Below are 20,155 nucleotides of genomic sequence, written 5' to 3' on the forward strand. Positions count from 1 at the left end.
CGCTGGTCAGCCTCTCAGTCCTTGGCTTTGGCCGATGCGGCAGCACCGGCGCTGCCGGCACCCGAACTGCCCGAGGGGTTGCCGCTGCTGCTGCTGCCGGCACTGCCCTGCAGGTTCTTGCCACTGGCCGAGGTGCTTGGCTGCGTGGACTGGTTGGACTGCCCGGACTGGTTGGAGCCCCGCAGGCCCTCGTTGCGGCTGCGCGAGGTGCGCCAGTTGTTGAACTCGTCAGAGAACTTCTGGTAGCGCTCATTGCGCCACGAGTCGTAGTCTTCGTCGAGCAGGCGCAGTTGCTCCTGGCGCCAGGCGGAATAGTCGGGGTCATGGTGGTCGCGCTGGCTGCTGGCGCGGTACTGCGGGTTGCCCTGCTGGCGGTCGTGGTTGCCGCTGTCGCCGTCCTGGCGCCCGTCGTAGCCATAGCCGTAGCTGCGGCCCCGCTGGGTGGCGTAACCGTAGCCGTAGCCGCCGCCCTGGTCACGGTCATAACTGCTGCTGCTGTTACCGTAGCCTTCGCGGGCCCAGGCGTCGGGGCGGTTCAGGCGGGCGCGGTCGTCCCGGCCGTATCCGCCATCGTAGCCAGCGCTGCCGTATCCGCCGCCACCGTATTGCTGCTGGCGATAGCGCTGTTCCGCTTCGTAGGGGTCGTAGCCACCGATATCGGGGCTGCGTGCGCCGTAGCCATAGCCGGTATCGTGGTTGCGGTAGTTGCTGTCGCCGCCCTGGTAGTAGCGGTCGCGGCCGATATCGCGGCCAGTATCGCGCCCAGTGTCACGGCCTTCCCAGGCGCGTGCGCCCTGGTAGCCCTGGCCATCGCGGCGGCCACCGTAAGGCTCGTAGCGGCCCCCGCGGGTGTCTCCGGGGATGGAGTGGCTGGTGCGCAGGTCTTCATCGCGGTCCAGATCGGGGTGGTCAAAGCCCACGCGCTGCGCACGCTGGTGCTGCAGGGGATCGTGGTGGTCGTTGTCGCGGTTCATTCCGTGGCGCGAAAAGCCACTGTCGTCACTGTCTCGGTATCCCATTGTCTTGCTCCTTGGTGAAGGCAGGCGGGGCGATGCGCCACCCCAACGGGCCGCGCGCCCCTGTCCTTCCTTCTCTGTGCTTCCAAATGCAATCGATGATGTGCCGCAAAGATGGTCGTCATCGCCATCATCCCCACGGCGGTTGCCGGAACTGCGGCCCGCAAGCCGCTGCGCAGCGGGAGAGCGCCATCGCGCCCCCCCTGTGCTGGGCCCGTGCGGGCCGCAGAGCCGGGGGTCAATGCTGGCTCTTGGGAGACCGCTGGGGGTTCGACGACTCACCCTGCTGGCGGCTGGCCTCGTTGTTCTGCTGGCCCGGCTGGTTCTGGCCCTGTTGGCGGTTGCCCGGGCTGCCGGTGCTCTGCTCCTGCTGGCGCTCGCCCGAAGGTTTGCGCTGCAGGTGGTTGTCGTCCTGGTTCTGGTTGCTGCCTTGGGGGGTGTTCTTTGGCATAAACGTTCTCCTTGGAGGTGAAAACATTGCACACGACGACCGTGTGTGGCTCCATTCTTCGGCTCCGGGGTGCGTGGCCATGTAGGTCCTGTCCTATGCGCCGGTCGGAAAATCACCCACCCCGGTAAGCAGATGCACGGGCTGTATCCAGGGGGTGCGCAGGCCGGCAAAATGTAAGCAGGCGCAAGGCTTTGCAGCGCGCTGCCGGCACCCGCAAAGGGCGCCAACAGCTTGGCGTTGGGTCCTACAAGCGGGGCCACCGGCTGCCCACTACGATAGCTGCGCCGTGAGGGGTGCCGTGAACCCCGGATCGGCCTCTCTCCCTCGTGACCATCGCGAGTTGGGCCCGCCGCTGTGCGGGCCCTTTTTTCGGCGCAGAGCCTGTTACCAATGGCTTACTTTTGGCGCAGGCATTGTTGGACACCCGGCCAGCCGGGTATTGCTACCATGGTGGTATCTGGGCATCGCTCAGAGCAGCAGAGCCAGGGACCCAGCGCCGTATGCCCATGTCGTCAGCCGTCTTCCGATTCACGCGCGATGGCCGCGAATCGCACAGCACCATGATCAGCGCGACCACGGACGCGATGAGCGTCGTGCTCGTCTGGCAGGCCCTGGGCGCGGGGCGCCGGCACGAGGTGCTGGACGACAGCGGCGAGGAGTTTCTGGTGGTGCGCCTGCTCTACCCAGCCGAGCAGGCAGCGCAGGCCATCAGCGACCTGGACGAACAGTGCGATACCCATGGGGTGTTGCGCGAGGATGTGCCGGGGGGCTGAAACACTCCGTGAACCTGGCCAGGGCTGTCTTGATCGAGCAGGCCAGGGCCGCAGCCCGCACCCTGCGCTGCATCTTGCTGCCACCCCGCTGCCGCCCCGGCACTCAGCCGGTTTCTTGGATTCAATGGGCAGGCGTCTGGCGCCGCCACCATCCCACGCATCAAAAGCTTGAACACGCCGTTCAGGCGCAGCATTTTTGCGCTGCGAGGCTGCAGGTTGCGAGGTGGTCCGGTAAATGAAAATTACCTAGAATTTGGTTGTCGCTATAAATAAATGCATGCTGTGACCGACAACGAACCGAACTGGGAGTGGTACCGCACCTTCCTCAACGTGCTGGAGACAGGCTCCCTGTCGGCCGCTGCACGCAAGATGGGGCTGACGCAGCCCACTGTGGGGCGCCACATCGACAGTCTGGAGGACGCGCTGGCGCTCAAGCTCTTCACGCGGTCGTTCGATGGCTTTGCGCCCACCGATGCCGCGCTGGAGCTGGCGCCCTATGCCAATGGCGTGGCCGCCACGGCGGCGGCGCTGCGCCGCGTGGCCAGCAGCCATGGCTCAGGCGTGCGCGGCACCGTGCGCCTGACCGCCAGCGAGGTCATCGGCGTGGAGGTGCTGCCACCCATCCTCGCCGCCCTGCGCAGCGAGCATCCGCAACTGGGCATCGAACTGGTGCTGTCGAACGCGGTGGATGATCTTTTGCACCGCGAGGCCGACATCGCGGTGCGCATGGTCAAACCCACGCAGGAGGCGCTGGTGGCCAGGCGCGTCGGCGGCGTGGAGATCGGGCTGCACGCGCACAAGCGCTATCTGGCCGCACATGGCACCCCCAAGTCCATGGAGGACCTGGCCGGCCACGCGATGGTCGGCTTCGACCATGAGACCCCATTTTTGCGCAAGCTGCAGGCGCAGTTTCCGGCATTTGAGCGGGCCGGTCTGGCCTTCCGTGCGGACAGCGACCTGGCGCAGTTGGCTGCGATACGCGCAGGCTTTGGCATCGGCGTGTGCCATGTGGCACTGGCCGCCAAGGACAAGTCCCTGGTGCGCGTGCTCAAGACCCCATTCTCGCCCGCGCTGGACACCTGGATCGCCATGCACGAGGACCTGCGCGAAAGCCCGCGCTGTGCGGTGACCTTTGCCGCGCTCGCTGCGGGGCTGGGTGCCTACATCAGGCAGCCGTAGCGCCCGCTGCGCCATGCGCGGCCTCGACAGCTTGCGCCATGCGCGGCCTCGACAGCTTGCGCCATGCGCGGCCGCCGCAGCTTGCGCCATGCGCAGCCGCGGCAGGCTGCACGCCGCAGATCGAACGCTCCTCCCCAGGGCATGCAAGGGTATGCATAAATGCATGGAGGCTAGCCATGTTTAGGCAATTCCTTTTCAGGTGGTGCGCAAGCAAACTTCTCCCATCGCAGCATGGCTGGACAGCGCTGCGGAGAACGCCAGCAACCGGGCGATGGCCCCAGGGCCATCGCCCACCCTCAACGCATCGAACCGTGATTTCAGGAGCTTTTCATGACCACCTTAGCCCAACGCAATGCCCACCGCGGCTTTTATGCAATCGCCGCCGCCGCACTGGTGGCTGCCAGCCTGACCACCGCCTTTGGCGCCACCCCTGGCGCGGGCGCTGCCCACCCGAAGCCCACCGTGCCCGCAGGCTACGTGGCTTCTGCCTCTGCTTCGCACAGGACATTGGTCACCCAATGGCTTGCTTTCTGGAATGGCGACCTCGACCTTGCCAAGACTATCGTCGCCCCCGACTTCGCCTTGCATGCCACCCTGCTGGACGGGCGGTCCGACACCGAAATCAGCGGCCCGGCGGGTCTGGCCGGCTGGGTGGCCCAGAGCCACGGGCTGTTTGGCGATCTGCGCTTCACGGTGCAGGTGGGCCCCATCATCGACGGCGACTTTGCCGTATTGCGCTGGGTGGCCGAGGGCCGCTACCGGGGCGGCATTCCGGGTACCCATGCGCCCGTCGGCACGCCACTGCGCTTCACGGGCACCGACATCCTGCGCATCGAAGGCGGCAAGGTCAGGGACTACTGGCTCAACGCCGATACCGGCGACCTCCTGATGCAGTTGAAGGTGGGCCAGGCCCCGGCGGCACCGGCCCATTGAAAGTGGCGCCTACCTCACCCCATCGAGCATCTGCCGCACCTTGCGCACCAGGTGCGCCACGTCGAACGGCTTGGTGAGGATGGCCATGCCTTCCTCCATGAGGCCGTTGCCCACGGCGGCGTTCTCGGCGTAGCCGGTGATGAACAGTACCTTCAGGCCTGCGCGCACGCTGCGGCCGGCGTCGGGGTGGGAGGCGCAGGCGTGGCGCGGGGTGGGGTGGGGTGGGCTTCGCCGTCAGGTCTGCCGCCATGTTGCGGCAAGGATTGATCGCCGGATGCGCCCCGGTGGATGGTCCTAACCCGCCAGGCGCGCGGCACCGAACTCCGGCCGTGCTCGCCACGTCATCACCCCATGCACCACGGCCGCCACGAAGGTGGCGCCGATCAGCGCGATGGAGACCGGCAGGTGGAACTGGTCGAAACCGGCCAGCGCAAAGCCCGCGTGGATGGGCAGCACCGAGGCGCACAGCGCGGCGATGGCCATCGAGCAGCCCCAGCCCGCAGGCCGGCGCTGCACCACCGGAATGAAGAGGGCCAGCACCAGCGTGAACACCAGCACGTTGAACACGTTGAAGAGCTGTATGCCGCCGGGCAGGCCGAACATCTCCCACTCGTGCCAGTAGGCTGCATCACCCTGGTGGGCGAAGACCAGGGCGATGTCGAGAACGGCGATGCGGTTGAGGGTGAGCATGGAATGGGGGGCTGGGTAGGGTGCCTGGCGGACAGGCGGGACGGCGGAGGGGATCGCGCCTGGGGCGGCGTGGTGCCCCTGCATTCTCACCCACCCACGGGCGGCCGATCACGTGCGCAAGCCTTGCTTGCCCCGGTCATTGCACCCAGCGGAACGGCACGGTCTTGACCCCATCGCCATTCCACGCCGACACGGTGCCGGTGACTTCGCGCCCGGCCGGCGTTTCCTTCGGCTGGATCAGGCTCAGGTGGTAGCGGTAGCCATCGCCGTTGGCCGCGCGCGCTTCGCCGATGGCGCGGGCCGCCGCATCGGTGTGCTGCAGGGCCATGCTGGCGCCGGCCAGCAGCACGGCGATGCCCGCGCCCATGGCGATGGGCCAGCGCGTGCTGCGCAGCTTGAGGCCGGCGGCGGCCATGGCCTCGCGCACCGGCGGTGCACCCAGCTCGCGTGCCAGCCAGGCCATCAGCGCGACGGTGAACACCAGCAGCACGCCGCCGAGCACGGCCAGGGCCGCATGCCCCTGGACCATGGCGAGCGTGAGGCCCGGCGGCTGCAGCAGCGGCGAGACCAGCACCACCGCTGCCAGAAGCGCCAGCATGGAGATGGACATGCGCCGCACGATGGATGCCGCGCGCAGGCTGCCGCGCAAGAGGAAGATGCCGCCGGCCACCGAGAAGATGTTGAAGCTCGACACATAGGGCACGTCGAGCGCCATGCAGATGAGCCAGGCGGCGATGTCGATGCCGCCCACGATGAGCAGGGCCAGGCCGGTGCGGTGCAGGTGGGGGCGGTGGGATGGATCGGTGGACATGGGCAGCGGCAGGGCAGGGTTGCGCCAGTCTACGCGCGCACATGCAGGCTGCGACCCGGTGGCCGTCGGCATCGGGCACCAGCCCGTGTCAGCGGGTGCCGCGCCACGGGCTCGGCTACCATTGCCGGTGTGTTGCTTCCTCGACCCCACCCCACGACGACATGCTCGCCACCCTTTACTACACGCTGATGCTCCTGCTCGGGTATGCCGTATACCGCTATGGGCAGAAACAGCTCGCCAAAGGCTATCGCGACGAGAACGACGAAGTCACCAAGCCGCCCCTGGGGCCGGTGGGCTTCGTGGTGTGCGCTGGCATCACCGGCTTTCTGTCCTTCGGCCTGCTGCGTGCGCTGGCCAGGGGCGAGATCGAATGCATCGGCAAGGGCTGCCGAGGGCAGGTCTACACCCTGGCAGAACAGGCGGGCCAGTACTGGAGCAACATGTTCTTTCTGGCGTGGATAGTGCTGTTTCTGGCGTACATCCTGTACGTGACATTCAGGATGTGGAGGGGCTAAGAGGCTGAGAGTCTTTCGTCCATGCCCGCCTTGCACGCCAAAACGCCCTGTCTCGTCGTTTCAAATGCTCGCCATAGCCCGAGCTATGGCTGCGCTTTGCGCCTAGATCCAGGGCGTTGTGGCGCGCCTTTCGGGCACGGTCAAAAAACTCCCAGCCTCTGAGGGCTGGTCTGTGCGTTGCAGGCGGCGCAGGAACACCTGCATCTCCTTGCGGGCCTGGTGATCCCCCTTGCGCTCTGCCACGGCCATGCCCTGGGTCCAGGCGTCCTGCGCGGCCTCGGGGTGGCCGGCCAATGCGTGGGCTTTGCCCAGCAGCTTCCACGCGGCAGAGTAGTCGGGGGACCATTGCAGGCAATGCTGAAGGTGGGTGACGGCGGTGCCAGCGTCGTTCATCTTCAGGCAGTGCGATCCGAGCGTGAACCGGAGCACGGCGTTGTCCACCCCTCGCTGGAGCAGGGCTTCGAGTTGTCGGATGTCCATGGTGCAGGGGCCTTGGTAGTTGCATTGCCCGTGTTTTTAAAACATCAACCGCACTTGAGGTCAAGCAGGCCCGCCAGCCCCGCTACACCAGCCGCGTGATCGGCCGCTTGCGCCACACGGCGTAGAAGTAGGTGGCCTGCAGCACCAGCGCGCACAGGTAGGTCAGCGGATAGCTGGCCCATATGCCCTGCAGGCCCAGCACCTGCTGCAGCGCATGGGCCAGTGGCACCAGCAAAAAGGCCAGGCACGACAGCGAGATCGTGGTGGGCACGCGCACCGTGCCCGCCGAGCGCATGACGCCGGTGAACACGCTGGCCATGCCGAAGGCGAGGCTGCCCCATACGGTGATGCGCAGCACCGTGGCGGCCAGGCCCACGACGGCGGGGTCGCTGGTGAACAGGCGGGTTGCCAGCGGGGAGGCGATTGCCACGGTGCAGGCCAGGCCGCCGGTCAGCGCGAGGTTCATCCACAGCCCCACGCGCGTGACGCGGCGCACCTCATCGGGGTTGTTGGCGCCAATCGCCTGCGCCGCAAACACCGAGGCTGCAATCGCAATCGACATGGCCGGCATCTGCACATAGGCCATCACCTGGTTCACCGTGCCCCATGCCGCCGTGGCCTGCCAACCGTAGCCGTTGACCAGCCGGAGCAAGAGCACATCGGCCAGCGAGCTGGTGATGAAGAACAGCCCGGTGGGCACGCCCAGCCGCACCACGGTGCGCAGCAAGGGCACATCCCAGCGCAGGTGCGGGCGCAGTTGCCTCGGGGCCAGTAGGTGGTCCTTGCGCTGCAGGTGCCAGGCCAGCCAAAGGACAGCCACGCCATTGCCGATCAAACTGGCCCAGCCGGCACTGGCCGTGCCCAGCCGGGGCAGCCCCAGCCAGCCCAGAATAAAGGCCGGCGTGAGCAGCATCCACAGGCCCGAGGCCAGTGCCAGCACGCGCAGCGGCGTGGCCGTATCGCCCAGCCCGCGGAGCAGCGCCGCGGCCAACTGGTGCACGAACAGCACTGGCATCGCCAGGAACAGCACGCGCGCATAGGCAACCGCCTCGGGCAGCACATCGTCTGCCGTGCCCAGCAGGCGCAGCAGCTCGCCAATGACCGCAGCGCCCAGCACCGCCACCACGCAGCCCAGGGCCAGGCCGCCGACCAGCACGGCGCCGGCCACCCGGCGCACCTTGTCCGGGTCACGTGCCCCCCAGGCCTGGCCGACCAGAACCGAGGACCCCGCGCCCAGCCCGATCACGAACGCGATGCAGCACATGAACAGCGGAAAGAAGCTGACCGCCGCGGCCAGCGCCCGCGCGCCCAGCAGCTGCCCCAGGCAAATGATGATCACCGTGCCACCGAGCGCCTGGAGCAGGTTGGTGGCGAGCAGGGGGCCGAGGAAGCGCAGGAAGCGGTGGGGGAGGGTGGTGGTCGTTGGGGTGGCGCTGGTGTCTCTTGGCATGGGAGGGCCATGGTAGGCGGGGTACCTGTGGGCCGGCAAGCGCCGGGGCGGGAAAGCAACTGACGAGCTGCCCGCTAGTTGGGGAAGAAGGCGGTGACACCCAAGGTCTGCACGCAACCTTCATCGCTCACTTTGCGCGTGCGCTGCTCGCGCAAAGACTGGGTCCTGATGTGGACGTGCTCTGCCCTGTAGGCCTATGGAAGACCTTGGGCTTGCTGGGGGCCGGAGGGTCAGGGCTTGACCGCAGGTGAATTCGCCGAAGGCTATGCCGCCCGTTGCAGGCGGCGCAAGAACACCTGCATCTATCGATGCCAAAATCCCGTGTCGGTAGGTTTACCTGTAGCCCTGCAAGAGAGCTTGTTCATTTCACCCAAGGATTGACCAGCGAAACGCCAGTCTTGTCATACCCACCCGTATCCCGGGTCACGACGGACAGGCCATGGTGCAAGGCGGTGGCTGCAATGAGGAGGTCGGGCTGGGGAAACGTATGGCCCGCCTTGCGGCCCTCCTCGACCAGGAGCCTCCATCGAAGCATGACGTCTTCGCTGACCGGCAGCAACCGGTTCTCGAACATCGGACGCAGTTCGAGGTTCAGCCAATCCGTCAGGACGGAACGCTTGTGAAGGTCGTCGATCCGCTCGATGCCGAAACGGATTTCGGCGAAGGTCACGGCGCTGACGAAAAGGCTTTCCAGCGATTGGGCGCTGACGAAGGCGACCACCCGGGGTTCCGGGCGGGGACGCCGCAACTCGGACAGGATGTTCGTATCGAGCAGGAAGCCTTTCACAGTTCCACGTCCCGAACGGGTGCGATCACGGGTGGGGCCAGCGCAAGCTCTATGTCCTGGTGGGGCGAGGCCTGGAGGGCATCGACCAATGCCTGGCCGGTCCGTGCGCCCTGCAGGCGCCGGAAGTCCTCCACCGCGATGACGACGACTTCATCCCGCCCATGGATGGTCACATGCTGGGGACCATCGCTGCGCACGCGCCGCACCAGCTCACTGAAGCGTGCTTTCGCATCCTGAAGCAGCCAGTGCCCCGGAGGCGGGGCCGGCCGCTTGGCGGAAGGTGGGCTATCTGGCTCGTTGAATCTGGTCATTCTGACTAGATTATCATTCTCCCCATAGCACGGCAAGCACAATCGGGACCGCGCCGCTCCAACGCTGCAGGAGTCACGCACTCTCTTCGGTCTTTTCAGTTTCGTCAGTTCCTCTGGGGTCGCGTCGCCTTCATGGGCTGCAACTCAGCCGTTGTGGGAGAAGATGATCAATCCCAGAGAAGGAACGAGCACCAGATCGTGCTCGGGGCCGGTCGTGAAGAAGGCGCCTTCCTTGTCAACGAGTCGCTGTGCCTGCTGCAGCAAAGCAGGCGCATTTTTCACGCAGTGGGCACCGCGAAAGAGGTCCTCTTGCTTCGCAGCCGGGGTGGCTGTCCACGGCTGGTATTGGTAGTAGGGCGTGCCGACCCGACCCAGGCGAGCCGATTCCAGGTAGGCCAACCCTCCGCGGTGAATTCTCGCAATGCTCTCGTCGGAAAGACGGAAGATGGCCACGCCGCAGCCCTCGCGAAAGCCAGAGGTCTCATCGTGGTAGATGGTGTCAAGCAGTTCGAACTGCGGTGGGATCGCCTTGCGGTACATCTGCACCTGCAGATAGTCGCACCCTCGCATGGGCAGCAGAATCAACAGGCAGAGGGCGCAAGCGGCTGACCCAAGACGCAGTGCTGCAGCCGGAGGTCGGCGTTGAAACAGCAGGTAGGCCACTGACCCGAGGGCGTATGCGATCCCCTTTGCCGTGAAGAAGACCGCCACTCCCAAAAGCGCCAGACAGAACAAGCCGAAGCCAACAGCCATGATGACGATACCCATTGCCAACCTTCACGAGTTTCAGAATTGCGCGCAAGTGTTGAGGCGCTGTGTGAGCTGAGCATGAAGTCTGTGAGGACCATGTGATCTTCTGGCGGAATGCGGCCATGCATGCGCTTGTCGCAAGAAAGAAAAGGGGCGCAGACTCCCGTCCACGCCCCTCCCGTCTTCCGTGGTCTACCAGGCCATCAGCCCGGTCCACCGCACGTCACTGTGCCAACGCAGCCATCGCCCCCGCAGGCACCACCCCATAGTGGTCCAGTTGCATCGAATACTGCGCACGGCCTGACGACAAGGCCCGCAAACTGCCGATGTAGCCGAACATCTCTTTCAGTGGTACCTCGGCCTCGACCGTGGCGGCGTTGCCGCGTTGGCCCTGGCCGCGCACCACGCCGCGGCGGCGGTTCAAATCGCCGATGCTGTCACCCAGGTACTCGGCCGGGGTGATGACTTCGACGGACATCACGGGCTCCAGCACCTGAGGCCCTGCCTTGGCGAAGGCTTCGCGGAAGGCGGCCATGGCCGCCAGCTCGAAGGCCAGCGTGGACGAGTCGCGCTCGTGGAAGCTGCCATCCACCAGCGTGGCCACAAAGTCCACGGCCGGGAAGCCGGCGACCACGCCCGTGAGGGCGGCGCGGCGGATGCCGGCCTCCACCGCGGGGATGAACTCGCGCGGCACGGCGCCGCCGACGATGCGGTTCTCGAACTGGATGCCTTCGCCCCGGGGCAGGGGCGCCAGCAGCAGCCTCACCTCGGCGAACTGGCCGGGGCCGCCGGTTTGCTTCTTGTGCACATGGTGTACCTCCACACTCCGTGAAATGGTTTCGCGATAAGCCACCTGGGGGCGGCCCACCGACACGTTGACGCCGTGGCGTGCGCGCAGCTTCTCGATCGAGACTTCGAGCTGCAGCTCGCCCATGCCGGACAGAATGGTCTGGCCGGATTCGGCGTCGTGCTGCAGCCGCAGGCTCGGGTCTTCGCGCAGCAGGGACTGCAGGGCCTTGGACAGGCCTTGCTGGTCTGCGCTGGCCTTGGGCTCGATGGCCACGTGGATCACCGGCTCGGGCACGCTGATCTGCTCCAGCACCACGGGGTGGGCCGGGTCGCTCAGGGTGTGGCCGGTCAGCGTGTCCTTGAGGCCCACGACGGCGGCGATGTCGCCCGCCACCAGCTCGTCGCGCTCGATGTGCTTGTCGGCATGCACTTCGTACAGGCGCGACACGCGCTCGGTCTTGCCCGTGCTGGTGTTGAGCACCACGTCGCCGCGGGCCAGCCGGCCTGCGTAAACGCGCACGAACACCTTGGCGCCATGGTCGTCGGTCACGACCTTGAACGCCAGGGCCTTGAACGGGTCCGCAGCGGTCTCGCCGCCTTCGCGCACGATGTCGTCGGGCGAGGGCAGGTAGTCCACCACGGCGTCGAGCAAGGGCTCCACGCCCCGGTTCTTGAAGGCCGAGCCGGCCAGCGCAGGCACGAAGGCACCGGCCAGCACACCCTTGCGGATGGCGGCGCGCAGCACCTCCACAGCGATCTCTTCGCCGTTCACATACGCCTGCAGGGCGGCTTCGTCCTGCTCCACGGCGGCTTCGACCAGGCGGGCGCGGGCGCGCACGGCTTGCTCCAGCAGGTCGGCGGGCACGTCGGCTTCGCGGTAGGGCGCACTTGCGTCGTCCTTGTCCCAGATGCGGGCGCGCAGGCTCAGCAAGTCCACCACGCCGCGGAAGTCGCCTTCCACGCCGATGGGGATCTGCAGCGGCACCACGCGCACGCCCAGGCGCTCTTGCATCATGGCCACCACGCGGTGGAAGTCGGCACCCACGCGGTCGAGCTTGTTGATGAAGGCGATGCGCGGCACGCGGTACTTGTCGGCCAGGCGCCAGTTGGTCTCGGTCTGCGGCTCCACGCCGGCCACGCCGTCGAACACGACAACCGCGCCGTCGAGCACGCGCAGCGAGCGGTTCACCTCGATGTTGAAGTCGATGTGGCCGGGCGTGTCGATCAGGTTGAGCTGCGTGCCCTTCCAGTGCACGGTGACGGCCGCGCTGTTGATGGTGATGCCGCGCTTTTGCTCCTGCGGGTCGAAGTCCATGTGCGCCGTGCCGTCGTGCACTTCGCCGATGCGGTGGCTTTCGCCGGTGTAGAACAGGATGCGTTCGGTGGTCGTGGTCTTGCCCGCATCGACGTGGGCGATGACACCCAGGTTGCGCAGATGGGCGTTGCTGGTATGGCGTGAATTCTTGGTCATGGCGAATCTTTCAATCTTTCTTGCGGCTGCACCCAGCTCTGCGAGCAGTTGCCGCCTGGTTGGCATTGCGCCAGCCCAGGCATCACAAAAAAGGATTCGCCTGGTCGCTAGCGTCGATGGGATTTGCTTGTGCTGTCGCCGGAGCCCGGGCGCACGGGGCTCATGCTCCGGCGGTCGGGAATCGTGGCGATCAACTTGTCGTAGGTACGCATGGGTTGAGAAGTGGGTAGGTCAGTGGTCTGAAAGCAAAAAACCCCGGAGGAGGAGCCTGCCGGGGTTTTGGGGTCCGGAAGGCGCACGGCCCTCCGACACGCGATCGAGGGGCGCAACTAGGTGGCGAACGATGCCTTGATCACGTTGGTGAGGATTTTCATAATGGGTGGATTATCCGCGTGGTGCGACAAGCTTGCAAGCGGGCCTTGCTATCGCCGCGATAGCCAAAGGCCTGATGCTTGAATTGGCAGATGGTGCTCTTCTACCTTGCCACAAGGGCCCAGCGCTCGTGGTCGCGCCAGCGGCTGCCGATCTTGAGGTACTTCGGCGAGTAACCCCCCCCTGCGGGAACCCGCACGATCGCACCAGCGCCAGCGAGGCGGCGTTGCCGGTGCCGCAGTCACAGCCCTGGAGAGGAAGACCGATCTCGTCGAGTTCCTGGGCACGGCAGACAACTGGAGCGGCCGCCGTGGGGCTCTATGGAGAGGCGGGGTAGGATACCTGGGGCACGCAAATGGGGGCTGCGAGCAACGAAGCGATTGTTGCAGCCTCGCAGCCGATTGCCCTTTGGCTGTCTTGATGGAGGTGCCGAATGCGGACGGAATGGGGAATGGTGGTGGGCGATGCGGCAATCGATGACCGCTTTGCGATGCACGGCATGTTCGCCGGCAACGTCATGGTGAACGCCGGCGCGGTGCTGGTGCTCCACGGGATGGCCAACGGGGACTTGATCGGTGAAGGCGGGTCCGTGGAGGCGAATGGCCGCGTGAACGGTCAGCATGTGCCGCCGCTCCATGGCAAACGAGCAGGGGCGAACCCGTGACCTGGGAGGCCTGGGGGTGCTCGCCATGGCTCAAGCGACTCCTGGTCGGATGCGTCGCGCTTTCTTCAGCCGGTGTGGCGATGCCGGGCCTGCCTTTGCCCCCGCCTTTGTCCAGAGAGGCGTACTTGGGTGCGAAGGCGCCTTTCATCTACACCGGTCGCTTCACAAGGCTGGTGTATGTTTCCAGGGAACTGGACCGCAAGCTGCGTGACCCGAATTCCACCATCATGCCGGACGAGCTGCGGTTGTACGAGCCTGGTCAAGTGTTGAATCCCGGCACCCAGTTCATGGAGATCATCAATGTCCGGGTGGTACTGGCCAGGCCGGCGAGGTTCAAGGTCTTGTACCGCGAGGACTGCCGGTTCGACACAGTCCATGTGCCGCTCGGCTTGGTGAAAGATGGTCACATGGCCCTCCTCGACGGCCTGTTGGGCAAAGAGGTCGTGCTGCTCGCCCATGGACGGGAGTTCTATGGGTCCCACCCGGTCAATTTTCCCAACATGGTTTTCATGGGTGCAGTTATGGATGGGGAAGTCTCCAGCATTCACCCTCTGGCGGATCTGCCGGACATCGCGGGCATCGCGCAGCAGGTGGGATACGTGGATCCGCAAGCCAGTCTGTGCACCCGCGATTGAGGGCCTGTTGCGCTACCCATCACCGGTCTGCCACGATGGCCCAGCGCTCGTGGTCGCGCCAGCATCCGCCGATCTTGAGGTACTTGGGAGAGTAGCCTTCTTGCGTGAATCCGCATGAGCGCACCAATGCCAGCGAGGCGGTGTTGCCCGGCTGGATGTTGGCCTCCAGTCGGTGCAGCTTGAGGGTGCGAAAGGCAAGGCGCACAGCCTGAGTGAGGCCCTTGCGCATCAGGCCCTGGCGCTCGAAACCGCTGAAGGCGTAGTAGCCGAGATAGGCGCTGCAAAACGGCCCCATCACCATGTTGGTGATGTTGACCACGCCCGCCAGCTCCAGCACGCCGGTTTCGCCTTGCCGCACGACGAGCAGCCCGCAGTTGCCTTGTGTCTGCATGCGTTCCACGTAGGCCGCGAACTGCTCGGGCGTGGCGGGTGGTGATACCCATGGCCTGTGCAGCGCCCGGCTGGCGCGCACGGCGGCGAGGAAGGGTTGCTCGTGTCCGGCATGCAGGGTCAGAAGCTGAACGCGGGCGGCGGTGGTGGGTGGTTTGCGGCGGGTGGTCACCTGGGGATTGTGACCCCGCCGCATGCCTTCCGCCAGGCTCAGAACTTGGTCGCCTTGATGTCCGCCTTGGCCTTGTCGTAGTCGGCCTTGGCCTGCTTCTCGCAGGCGTTCTTGGCATCGCCCGACTGGTCGTCGCACTTTTCCTTGGCGACCTCGTGCGCGCCTTCGGCCTTGGCTTCGGCCACCTTGCGGGCATGGGCGGGGCTGGGCTTGTGCTGCTGGTCCAGTTCGGCCTTGGCGATCTTTTCCTTCGCTTCGGCTTCTTCTTCGCAGACGTCCTTGGCGTTGGCCTTCAGGGTGTCGCACTGGGCCTTGCCGGCTTTGTAGTCGGCTTCGATCTGGGCCTTGGCGGCTTTGTACTGGTCATCGGTCAGGGCGTGGGCGCCGGAGCAGGCAAGAACGCCCGATGCGATGACCGCTGCAATGGTGCTCGTCTTCATGGGAACCTCCTTGGATGAAAGACACTGCACTGTCGCCCTTCTGGGGCCTGCCGGGCGTAGGCCATCGCTGACGAAGGAGGTCGGAGGCCGGTGTATCGGCCATGTTGCCGCCACGTCGCTCGGGCGGGTTGCGCTGCTGTGCGCCGCAGTGGTTCATGCTCCCTCGATGACTTCTTTCACCCGCCGCGCGAGCGCATCCATGTCGAAGGGCTTGGTCATGACGTGCATGCCGGCTTCCAGGCGCCCCTCGTCGAAGGCGGTCTGTGCGTAGCCGGTGACGAACAGCACCTTGAGGCCGGGCCGCTCGCCGCGTGCGGCATCGGCCACCTGGCGGCCGTTCATGCCGCCGGGCAGGCCCACGTCGGTGATGAGCAGGTCGATGGCGCGGTCCGAGCGCAGCCAGTGCATGGCTTCGGCGCCGTTGCCGGCCTCCAGGGTGGCGTAGCCCAGGTCCTGCATGACCTCGACCATCAGCATGCGCAGCGAGGCCTCGTCGTCCACCACCAGCACGGTCTCGCCCTGGTCGGCACGCGGCGCGGCGGCGGGGCCTTCCTCGGCCATGCCGTGCTCGGGTGCGCGCTCGCTGCGCGGCAGCTCGATGCACACCGCGGTGCCCACGCCGACCTGGGACTCGATGCTGACCCGCCCGCCGGACTGTTTGGCAAAACCGTAGACCATGGACAGCCCCAGGCCCGTGCCCATGCCCAGTGGCTTGGTGGTGAAGAAGGGGTCGAAGGCCCGCGCCGCGACCTCGGGCGGCATGCCCACGCCGTTGTCGCGCACGCACATGCAGACATAGGCGCCGGGTGGGAGGTCGGCGGCGTCGGCCGCGCGTGCATCCAGCGTGCGGTTGGCGGTCTCGATGACGATGCGCCCGCCCTGGGGCAGGGCGTCGCGGGCGTTGATGCACAGGTTGAGCAGGGCGCTTTCGATCTGGCTGGCATCCACGTGCACGCTCCACAGGCCCGGCGCAGCGGCGATCTCGATGTCGATCTCGGGGCCGACGGTGCGGCGCAGCAGCTCTTCCATGCCGTGCACGAGCTCGTTGAGCGACAGGGTCTTGGGCTCCAGCGTCTGCCGGCGCGAAAACGCCAGCAGCCGGTGGGTGAGCGCGGCGGCGCGCTTGGCCGCGCCCTGGGCCACGCCGATGTAGCGCTCCATGTCGGGCGTGATGTGGGCGCCGCCGCGGCGGCGCAGCAGTTCGAGCGAGCCGGTGATCGATGCCAGCAGGTTGTTGAAATCGTGCGCCAGGCCGCCCGTGAGCTGGCCCACGGCTTCGAGCTTCTGGCTCTGGCGCAGTTGCTCCTTGGCGGCTTCGAGCTCGGCCGCGCGCTCTTCGACCTGCCGCTCCAGCGACGCGGCAAGGGTCTGCAGCGCGTGCTGGGCCTCCCTGCGGCCCAGGATGGAGCGCAGGCGGTCGCCGACGTCGCGCACGAAGGCCACCTCGTCCTCGGTCCAGGCGCGGGGCTGGCTGTGGTTGAGGTACAGCAGGCCGACGAAGTTGCCCTGCTCGCTCAGCGGCATGTTGAGCACGGCGCGGGCCGATATGGCCTCCAGCGCATGCGCCGTGGCCTGGGTGCGCGGGTCTTCGCGGGCATCGGCAAACGCCACCGTGATGCCGCGCGACAGGTCGTCGATGTAGGAGCCGTAGTCGCGAAACTGCAGCACGCCCGCCAGGCTCTGCACGCCGGGGGCATTCCAGTCGCGCTCGATGGTGATGGTCTCGGCGGTCTTGTCCACGACGCCATAGCCCGCGCGGTCCACGTTGAGCTGGCTGGCCAGGGCTTCTGCGGCGGTATAGCTGATCTCGACCACGTCGTCCATGTCGCGGATGCGGTCGCTCAGTTCGGTCAGGGCCAGGCGCCGGGACTCGGCGCGCCCGATGGCGGCATCGGCCTCGCGCAGGCGGTGCTCGGCCGCGCCCAGGGTGCGCCGGCTGGCGGCTTCCGACAGGGCGCGGTCCAGCACCACGGGCAGGCGCGCCAGCCGGTTTTTGCTGACGTAGTCGGTCGCGCCACGCTTGAGCAGCTCGACGGCGTTGTCTTCGCCGATGACGCCCGAGACGAAGATGAAGGGCACCTCGGGCGCATGCCGGCGCGCCGTTTCCAGCGCCGCGCCGCCGGAAAACCCCGGCAGCTCGAAGTCGGACAGGATCACGTCGAAACGCTGCTCCGTGAGGGCCTGCAGGTAGCGGGGCTCGTCGCTGACGACGGTGATGCGGGCGCCCGGACGCGCGCCACCCAGCGCCTCGACCAGCAGCTCGGCGTCGAAGCGGGAGTCTTCGAGCACCAGCACCCGCAGCGGCGCCGATGACGCCGCCGCAGCATCCACCGCAGGCGAGCGATCAGGGTTGTTCGTCATGGCGCTGGGCCCTGTAGGAGCCTGGTGGCGGTTCGTTCAATACCGCCCAGAACACGCCCAGGTCGCCGATGGCCGAGACGAACCGGTCGAAGGCGACCGGCTTGACGACATAGGCGTTCACGCCCAGTTCGTAGCTCTTGACGACGTCGTTCTCTTCCTGGGACGAGGTGAGCATCACCACCGGCAGGCTGCGCAGCGCCGGGTCGGCACGCACGGCCTGCAGCACCTCGAGCCCGTTGACCTTGGGCAGCTTGAGGTCCAGCAGCACCACGGCCGGGTTGCCCGCATCACGCTCCGCAAAGTCCCCTTCGCGCCGCAGGTAGTCCAGCGCCTGGGCGCCGTCGCGCATCACCACGACTTCGTTGGCCAGTTGGCTGCGCTCCAGCGCGATCAGCGTGAGTTCCAGGTCTCGCTTGTCGTCTTCGACCAGCAATATGGGCTTAAGCATCGGGGGCTCCGGCAGAAGATGGGGGAGAGGTGGGGGTGGGTGTGGGGGTGGGGGTGGTCTCTGGTGCCACGCGCGGCAGGGTGAAGCCAAAGCGTGCGCCCTGGTCCGGCGTGCCCGACGCCCAGACGCTGCCGCCGTGGCGCTCCACAATGCGCTTGACGATGGCCAGGCCGATGCCCGTGCCCTCGAATTCTTCGGCCTGGTGCAGGCGCTGGAACACGCCGAACAGCTTGCCCACGTATTCCATGTTGAAGCCCACGCCGTTGTCCTCGACCTCGATGCCGTCGCCTTCGGGCCTGCGGATGGCGCGCACGGCGATGCGCACGGGGTCGCGGCCACGCGCGTATTTCAATGCGTTGGCCAGGTAGTTGCGCGTGGCCATCTGCAACAGAAACGGGTCGGCAAACAGCACGGGGTAGCTGTCGTCCAGCGCCCATTGCACGTGCCTCTGGGGCTCCTGGCGCGAGAGCTCGCGCACCAGGTCCTGCACCAGCACCTGCATGTCGACCGGGCGCTGCTTGAGCGCCGCCCGCCCCATGCGCGAGAAGTCGAGCAGCGCATCGACCAACTGGCCTGCGTAGGCGGCGGCGTCCTTCACGTTGCCCAGGTAGCGCAGGGCACGCTCGGACAGGGCTTTCTTCTCAAGGTCGACCACCAGGTCCACATAGCCGGCGATGTGGCGCATGGGCGCGCGCAGGTCGTGCGAGACGGTGTACGAGAACGCCTCCAGCTCCTTGTTCACGCGCGTGAGTTCATGGGCCACATCGGCGAATTCCTCGGCCCGGCGCAGCACGATGCCGATGAGCGCCTGGCGCAGTTCACCCGCCACGCCCACTTCGGCGGCGGACCACGGGAGCGAGGCGCCGCGGATGCGCTCCTGCCAGCTCTCGAAGCTCAGCCGGGGGTGGATGCGGCCATCGGCCGCCAGCAGGGTCTTGCGCGGGTTGCCGGCCCAGGTCACGGTCTTCACGATCTCGGGCCGGAACCAGAGAATGAGGTGGCGGTGCACCTGGGAGATGGACACCGCCAGCACCCCGGCCGCGATGCCCTGAAAGCCCTGTGCCGGCGCGTAGTGCAGGGCCAGCTGGCTGGTATGGAACACCTCGACTTGCTGGCCCGCCACCCAGGCGGCCAGGGCCTGGATATCGGGCACGGAAGGGACTTCGCCGGCGCTCCAGACTTCGTCGTCGCGCACCACGGCCGCGCCGCTGGCCCGGGCAAAGCGCAGCAGGGCAGGCGCCTTGGCCAGCAGGGCCAGGGTTTCATCGCTGTCGCCCAGGTGCGCCACCATGTCGAGCGTGAGCTGGCGCAGGCCCAACTGCTCGGCCACCTGGCCGGTGGCCTGCTTGGACTGGATCTGCAGCGCCAGCAACTGGCCCAGGTGCTCACAGGCCAGCCGGGTGGAGGCGCCGATGAAGCGGGGCGCATGGTTGTGGCAGGACACCAGGCCCCACAGCCTGCCCTCGATAACGATGGACACCGACATGGACGCCAGCGTACCCATGTTGCGCATGTACTCCAGGTGCACCGGCGAGACGCTGCGCAACTGGGCCTGCGACAGGTCGATGCCCGAGGGTGCCAGCGTGCGGTCTTCGCTGCGCAGCGGCACGGGCGTGTAATTGGCGTTGGCGATCAGGCGAAAGTGGTTGAGCAGGTACAGCGCGCGTGCCTGCTGCGGAATGTCGTCGGCCGGGAAGTGGTGGCCTGCGTAGCTGTCGTACCCCGGGTCCAGCTCTTCGGCCAGCACCTGCCCGTGGCCGGCTTCATCGAAGCGGTAGACCAGGCAGCGGCCAAAGCCCGACAGGCGTTTCATCTCGGTGGCGGCCAGCTGGGCGAGTTGTTCGATCGAGTCGGCGCCGTGCAGGCGCGGCAGGAAGATGCGGGTGAGGGAGTAGATCGGCGCTGCGTTGCCATCAGCGGGCGAGGCCGGCTCGAACTCGGCCAGCAGGTGCTGGTCGGTTCGGTGGGCCGACACATCCCAGGGCTTGCCGCCCAGGTTCCAGGCCCCCAGCGACGCGGGTGCGGCACCGGGCACCAGCGCTGGCAGCGGGCCGGCTGCCAGCCGGGTGGCTGCTGCCGTAAGCTCGTCGGCCTGCCAGTTGTCGCTGAAGGCCTGCAATTGCCGGGCCGACGGGTCGAGGACCAGCAGGCGCCCGTGCGGCTGGATGGCCCCGGGCACGCGGATGGGCTCTGCGTGGCAGGACGCCAGGTCAGGATCGAGGGCTTGGGCCAAGCCGGAAGTGGATGTCATGAATGAAGATGGAGCG

At 66.9% G+C, this 20,155-nt stretch carries 22 protein-coding genes; 6 read left to right on the plus strand and 16 right to left on the minus strand.

Annotated features, from left to right (window positions below):
• Positions 1–14: 14 nt before the first annotated feature.
• Both U5N23_RS10170 and U5N23_RS10175 read right to left on the minus strand, forming a co-directional pair.
• Positions 15–1,019, minus strand: coding sequence for a hypothetical protein (locus U5N23_RS10170; RefSeq protein WP_322592689.1), 1,005 nt, complete (start codon positions 1,017–1,019; stop codon positions 15–17).
• 235 nt (positions 1,020–1,254) lie between these two features.
• Positions 1,255–1,467: a hypothetical protein gene (locus U5N23_RS10175; RefSeq protein ID WP_322592690.1), complete on the minus strand. Its 213-nt coding sequence runs from the start codon at positions 1,465–1,467 to the stop codon at positions 1,255–1,257.
• 506 nt (positions 1,468–1,973) lie between these two features.
• Here U5N23_RS10175 and U5N23_RS10180 point away from each other — a divergent pair.
• From U5N23_RS10180 to U5N23_RS10190, 3 genes are all read left to right on the plus strand, one after another.
• Positions 1,974–2,240, plus strand: coding sequence for a hypothetical protein (locus U5N23_RS10180; RefSeq protein WP_322592691.1), 267 nt, complete (start codon positions 1,974–1,976; stop codon positions 2,238–2,240).
• A 273-nt stretch (positions 2,241–2,513) separates the two neighbouring features.
• Entirely contained in the window at positions 2,514–3,419 is a 906-nt protein-coding gene (locus U5N23_RS10185; RefSeq protein ID WP_416208591.1) for a LysR family transcriptional regulator, read from the plus strand.
• 330 nt (positions 3,420–3,749) lie between these two features.
• The gene (locus tag U5N23_RS10190) at positions 3,750–4,352 is read left to right on the plus strand and encodes an ester cyclase (protein ID WP_322592693.1); all 603 of its coding nucleotides are present in this window, start codon (positions 3,750–3,752) and stop codon (positions 4,350–4,352) included.
• 9 nt (positions 4,353–4,361) lie between these two features.
• On the opposite strand, the gene U5N23_RS10195 is transcribed toward U5N23_RS10190, so the two are convergent.
• The 3 genes from U5N23_RS10195 to U5N23_RS10205 all read right to left on the minus strand — a co-directional run bounded on the left by U5N23_RS10195 (position 4,362) and on the right by U5N23_RS10205 (position 5,853).
• Entirely contained in the window at positions 4,362–4,520 is a 159-nt protein-coding gene (locus U5N23_RS10195; RefSeq protein ID WP_322592694.1) for a hypothetical protein, read from the minus strand.
• A 126-nt stretch (positions 4,521–4,646) separates the two neighbouring features.
• Complete coding sequence (locus tag U5N23_RS10200; protein ID WP_322592695.1) at positions 4,647–5,042, minus strand: DUF6713 family protein; 396 nt, start codon at positions 5,040–5,042, stop codon at positions 4,647–4,649.
• Between the two features lie 136 nt (positions 5,043–5,178).
• Positions 5,179–5,853 (minus strand): hypothetical protein, encoded by a 675-nt coding sequence (locus tag U5N23_RS10205; protein ID WP_322592696.1) that lies wholly within the window; start codon positions 5,851–5,853, stop codon positions 5,179–5,181.
• A gap of 161 nt (positions 5,854–6,014) precedes the next feature.
• On the opposite strand from U5N23_RS10205, the gene U5N23_RS10210 reads away from it, so the two are divergent.
• Complete coding sequence (locus U5N23_RS10210; RefSeq protein ID WP_322592697.1) at positions 6,015–6,368, plus strand: hypothetical protein; 354 nt, start codon at positions 6,015–6,017, stop codon at positions 6,366–6,368.
• A 102-nt stretch (positions 6,369–6,470) separates the two neighbouring features.
• On the opposite strand, the gene U5N23_RS10215 is transcribed toward U5N23_RS10210, so the two are convergent.
• From U5N23_RS10215 to fusA, 6 genes are all read right to left on the minus strand, one after another.
• Positions 6,471–6,848 carry a hypothetical protein gene (locus tag U5N23_RS10215; protein WP_322592698.1) on the minus strand — a complete coding sequence of 126 codons (378 nt, stop codon included), beginning with the start codon at positions 6,846–6,848 and terminating at the stop codon, positions 6,471–6,473.
• Between the two features lie 82 nt (positions 6,849–6,930).
• Entirely contained in the window at positions 6,931–8,298 is a 1,368-nt protein-coding gene (locus tag U5N23_RS10220; RefSeq protein WP_322592699.1) for an MATE family efflux transporter, read from the minus strand.
• A 361-nt stretch (positions 8,299–8,659) separates the two neighbouring features.
• Entirely contained in the window at positions 8,660–9,085 is a 426-nt protein-coding gene (locus U5N23_RS10225) for a type II toxin-antitoxin system VapC family toxin (protein ID WP_322592700.1), read from the minus strand.
• Positions 9,082–9,396 carry a type II toxin-antitoxin system Phd/YefM family antitoxin gene (locus tag U5N23_RS10230; protein ID WP_322592701.1) on the minus strand — a complete coding sequence of 105 codons (315 nt, stop codon included), beginning with the start codon at positions 9,394–9,396 and terminating at the stop codon, positions 9,082–9,084. Before U5N23_RS10230 ends, U5N23_RS10225 begins: the two co-directional genes overlap by 4 nt.
• A gap of 144 nt (positions 9,397–9,540) precedes the next feature.
• A complete protein-coding gene (locus tag U5N23_RS10235; RefSeq protein WP_322592702.1) occupies positions 9,541–10,164 on the minus strand; it encodes a hypothetical protein in 624 nt (207 codons plus the stop codon).
• A 205-nt stretch (positions 10,165–10,369) separates the two neighbouring features.
• On the minus strand, positions 10,370–12,406 hold the full coding sequence (fusA, locus tag U5N23_RS10240) for an elongation factor G (protein WP_322592703.1): 2,037 nt from the start codon (positions 12,404–12,406) through the stop codon (positions 10,370–10,372).
• Positions 12,407–13,211: 805 nt separating this feature from the next.
• Between fusA and U5N23_RS10250 the strand changes: the two genes are divergently transcribed.
• Both U5N23_RS10250 and U5N23_RS10255 read left to right on the plus strand, forming a co-directional pair.
• On the plus strand, positions 13,212–13,442 hold the full coding sequence (locus U5N23_RS10250) for a hypothetical protein (RefSeq protein ID WP_322592704.1): 231 nt from the start codon (positions 13,212–13,214) through the stop codon (positions 13,440–13,442).
• Positions 13,439–14,077 carry a hypothetical protein gene (locus U5N23_RS10255; protein ID WP_322592705.1) on the plus strand — a complete coding sequence of 213 codons (639 nt, stop codon included), beginning with the start codon at positions 13,439–13,441 and terminating at the stop codon, positions 14,075–14,077. The genes U5N23_RS10250 and U5N23_RS10255 overlap by 4 nt, the downstream gene beginning before the upstream one ends.
• A 19-nt stretch (positions 14,078–14,096) precedes the next feature.
• Here U5N23_RS10255 and U5N23_RS10260 read toward each other — a convergent pair whose 3' ends face one another.
• The 5 genes from U5N23_RS10260 to U5N23_RS10280 form a co-directional block, all read right to left on the minus strand.
• Entirely contained in the window at positions 14,097–14,591 is a 495-nt protein-coding gene (locus U5N23_RS10260; RefSeq protein ID WP_322592761.1) for a GNAT family N-acetyltransferase, read from the minus strand.
• 86 nt (positions 14,592–14,677) lie between these two features.
• On the minus strand, positions 14,678–15,079 hold the full coding sequence (locus tag U5N23_RS10265) for a hypothetical protein (protein WP_322592706.1): 402 nt from the start codon (positions 15,077–15,079) through the stop codon (positions 14,678–14,680).
• Between the two features lie 153 nt (positions 15,080–15,232).
• A complete protein-coding gene (locus U5N23_RS10270) occupies positions 15,233–17,440 on the minus strand; it encodes a response regulator (RefSeq protein ID WP_322592707.1) in 2,208 nt (735 codons plus the stop codon).
• Positions 17,424–17,888 carry a response regulator gene (locus U5N23_RS10275; protein WP_322592708.1) on the minus strand — a complete coding sequence of 155 codons (465 nt, stop codon included), beginning with the start codon at positions 17,886–17,888 and terminating at the stop codon, positions 17,424–17,426. The genes U5N23_RS10270 and U5N23_RS10275 overlap by 17 nt, the downstream gene beginning before the upstream one ends.
• On the minus strand, positions 17,881–20,139 hold the full coding sequence (locus U5N23_RS10280; protein ID WP_322592709.1) for an ATP-binding protein: 2,259 nt from the start codon (positions 20,137–20,139) through the stop codon (positions 17,881–17,883). Before U5N23_RS10280 ends, U5N23_RS10275 begins: the two co-directional genes overlap by 8 nt.
• Positions 20,140–20,155 lie beyond the last annotated feature (16 nt).

Origin of the sequence: Acidovorax sp. (genome assembly GCF_034519795.1) — a bacterium.
GTDB lineage: Bacteria > Pseudomonadota > Gammaproteobacteria > Burkholderiales > Burkholderiaceae_C > Acidovorax.

What these genes read in the sequence shown, in the direction of transcription:
- U5N23_RS10205 (WP_322592696.1), bottom strand. Translation starts at nt 5,853, where the DNA reads ATGTCCACCGATCCATCCCACCGCCCCCACCTGCACCGCACCGGCCTG.
- U5N23_RS10215 (WP_322592698.1), bottom strand. Translation starts at nt 6,848, where the DNA reads ATGGACATCCGACAACTCGAAGCCCTGCTCCAGCGAGGGGTGGACAAC.
- fusA (WP_322592703.1), bottom strand. Translation starts at nt 12,406, where the DNA reads ATGACCAAGAATTCACGCCATACCAGCAACGCCCATCTGCGCAACCTG.
- U5N23_RS10275 (WP_322592708.1), bottom strand. Translation starts at nt 17,888, where the DNA reads ATGCTTAAGCCCATATTGCTGGTCGAAGACGACAAGCGAGACCTGGAA.
- U5N23_RS10230 (WP_322592701.1), bottom strand. Translation starts at nt 9,396, where the DNA reads ATGACCAGATTCAACGAGCCAGATAGCCCACCTTCCGCCAAGCGGCCG.
- U5N23_RS10235 (WP_322592702.1), bottom strand. Translation starts at nt 10,164, where the DNA reads ATGGGTATCGTCATCATGGCTGTTGGCTTCGGCTTGTTCTGTCTGGCG.
- U5N23_RS10185 (WP_416208591.1), top strand. Translation starts at nt 2,514, where the DNA reads ATGCATGCTGTGACCGACAACGAACCGAACTGGGAGTGGTACCGCACC.
- U5N23_RS10175 (WP_322592690.1), bottom strand. Translation starts at nt 1,467, where the DNA reads ATGCCAAAGAACACCCCCCAAGGCAGCAACCAGAACCAGGACGACAAC.
- U5N23_RS10280 (WP_322592709.1), bottom strand. Translation starts at nt 20,139, where the DNA reads ATGACATCCACTTCCGGCTTGGCCCAAGCCCTCGATCCTGACCTGGCG.
- U5N23_RS10250 (WP_322592704.1), top strand. Translation starts at nt 13,212, where the DNA reads ATGCGGACGGAATGGGGAATGGTGGTGGGCGATGCGGCAATCGATGAC.
- U5N23_RS10200 (WP_322592695.1), bottom strand. Translation starts at nt 5,042, where the DNA reads ATGCTCACCCTCAACCGCATCGCCGTTCTCGACATCGCCCTGGTCTTC.
- U5N23_RS10265 (WP_322592706.1), bottom strand. Translation starts at nt 15,079, where the DNA reads ATGAAGACGAGCACCATTGCAGCGGTCATCGCATCGGGCGTTCTTGCC.
- U5N23_RS10210 (WP_322592697.1), top strand. Translation starts at nt 6,015, where the DNA reads ATGCTCGCCACCCTTTACTACACGCTGATGCTCCTGCTCGGGTATGCC.
- U5N23_RS10220 (WP_322592699.1), bottom strand. Translation starts at nt 8,298, where the DNA reads ATGCCAAGAGACACCAGCGCCACCCCAACGACCACCACCCTCCCCCAC.
- U5N23_RS10270 (WP_322592707.1), bottom strand. Translation starts at nt 17,440, where the DNA reads ATGACGAACAACCCTGATCGCTCGCCTGCGGTGGATGCTGCGGCGGCG.
- U5N23_RS10170 (WP_322592689.1), bottom strand. Translation starts at nt 1,019, where the DNA reads ATGGGATACCGAGACAGTGACGACAGTGGCTTTTCGCGCCACGGAATG.
- U5N23_RS10190 (WP_322592693.1), top strand. Translation starts at nt 3,750, where the DNA reads ATGACCACCTTAGCCCAACGCAATGCCCACCGCGGCTTTTATGCAATC.
- U5N23_RS10180 (WP_322592691.1), top strand. Translation starts at nt 1,974, where the DNA reads ATGTCGTCAGCCGTCTTCCGATTCACGCGCGATGGCCGCGAATCGCAC.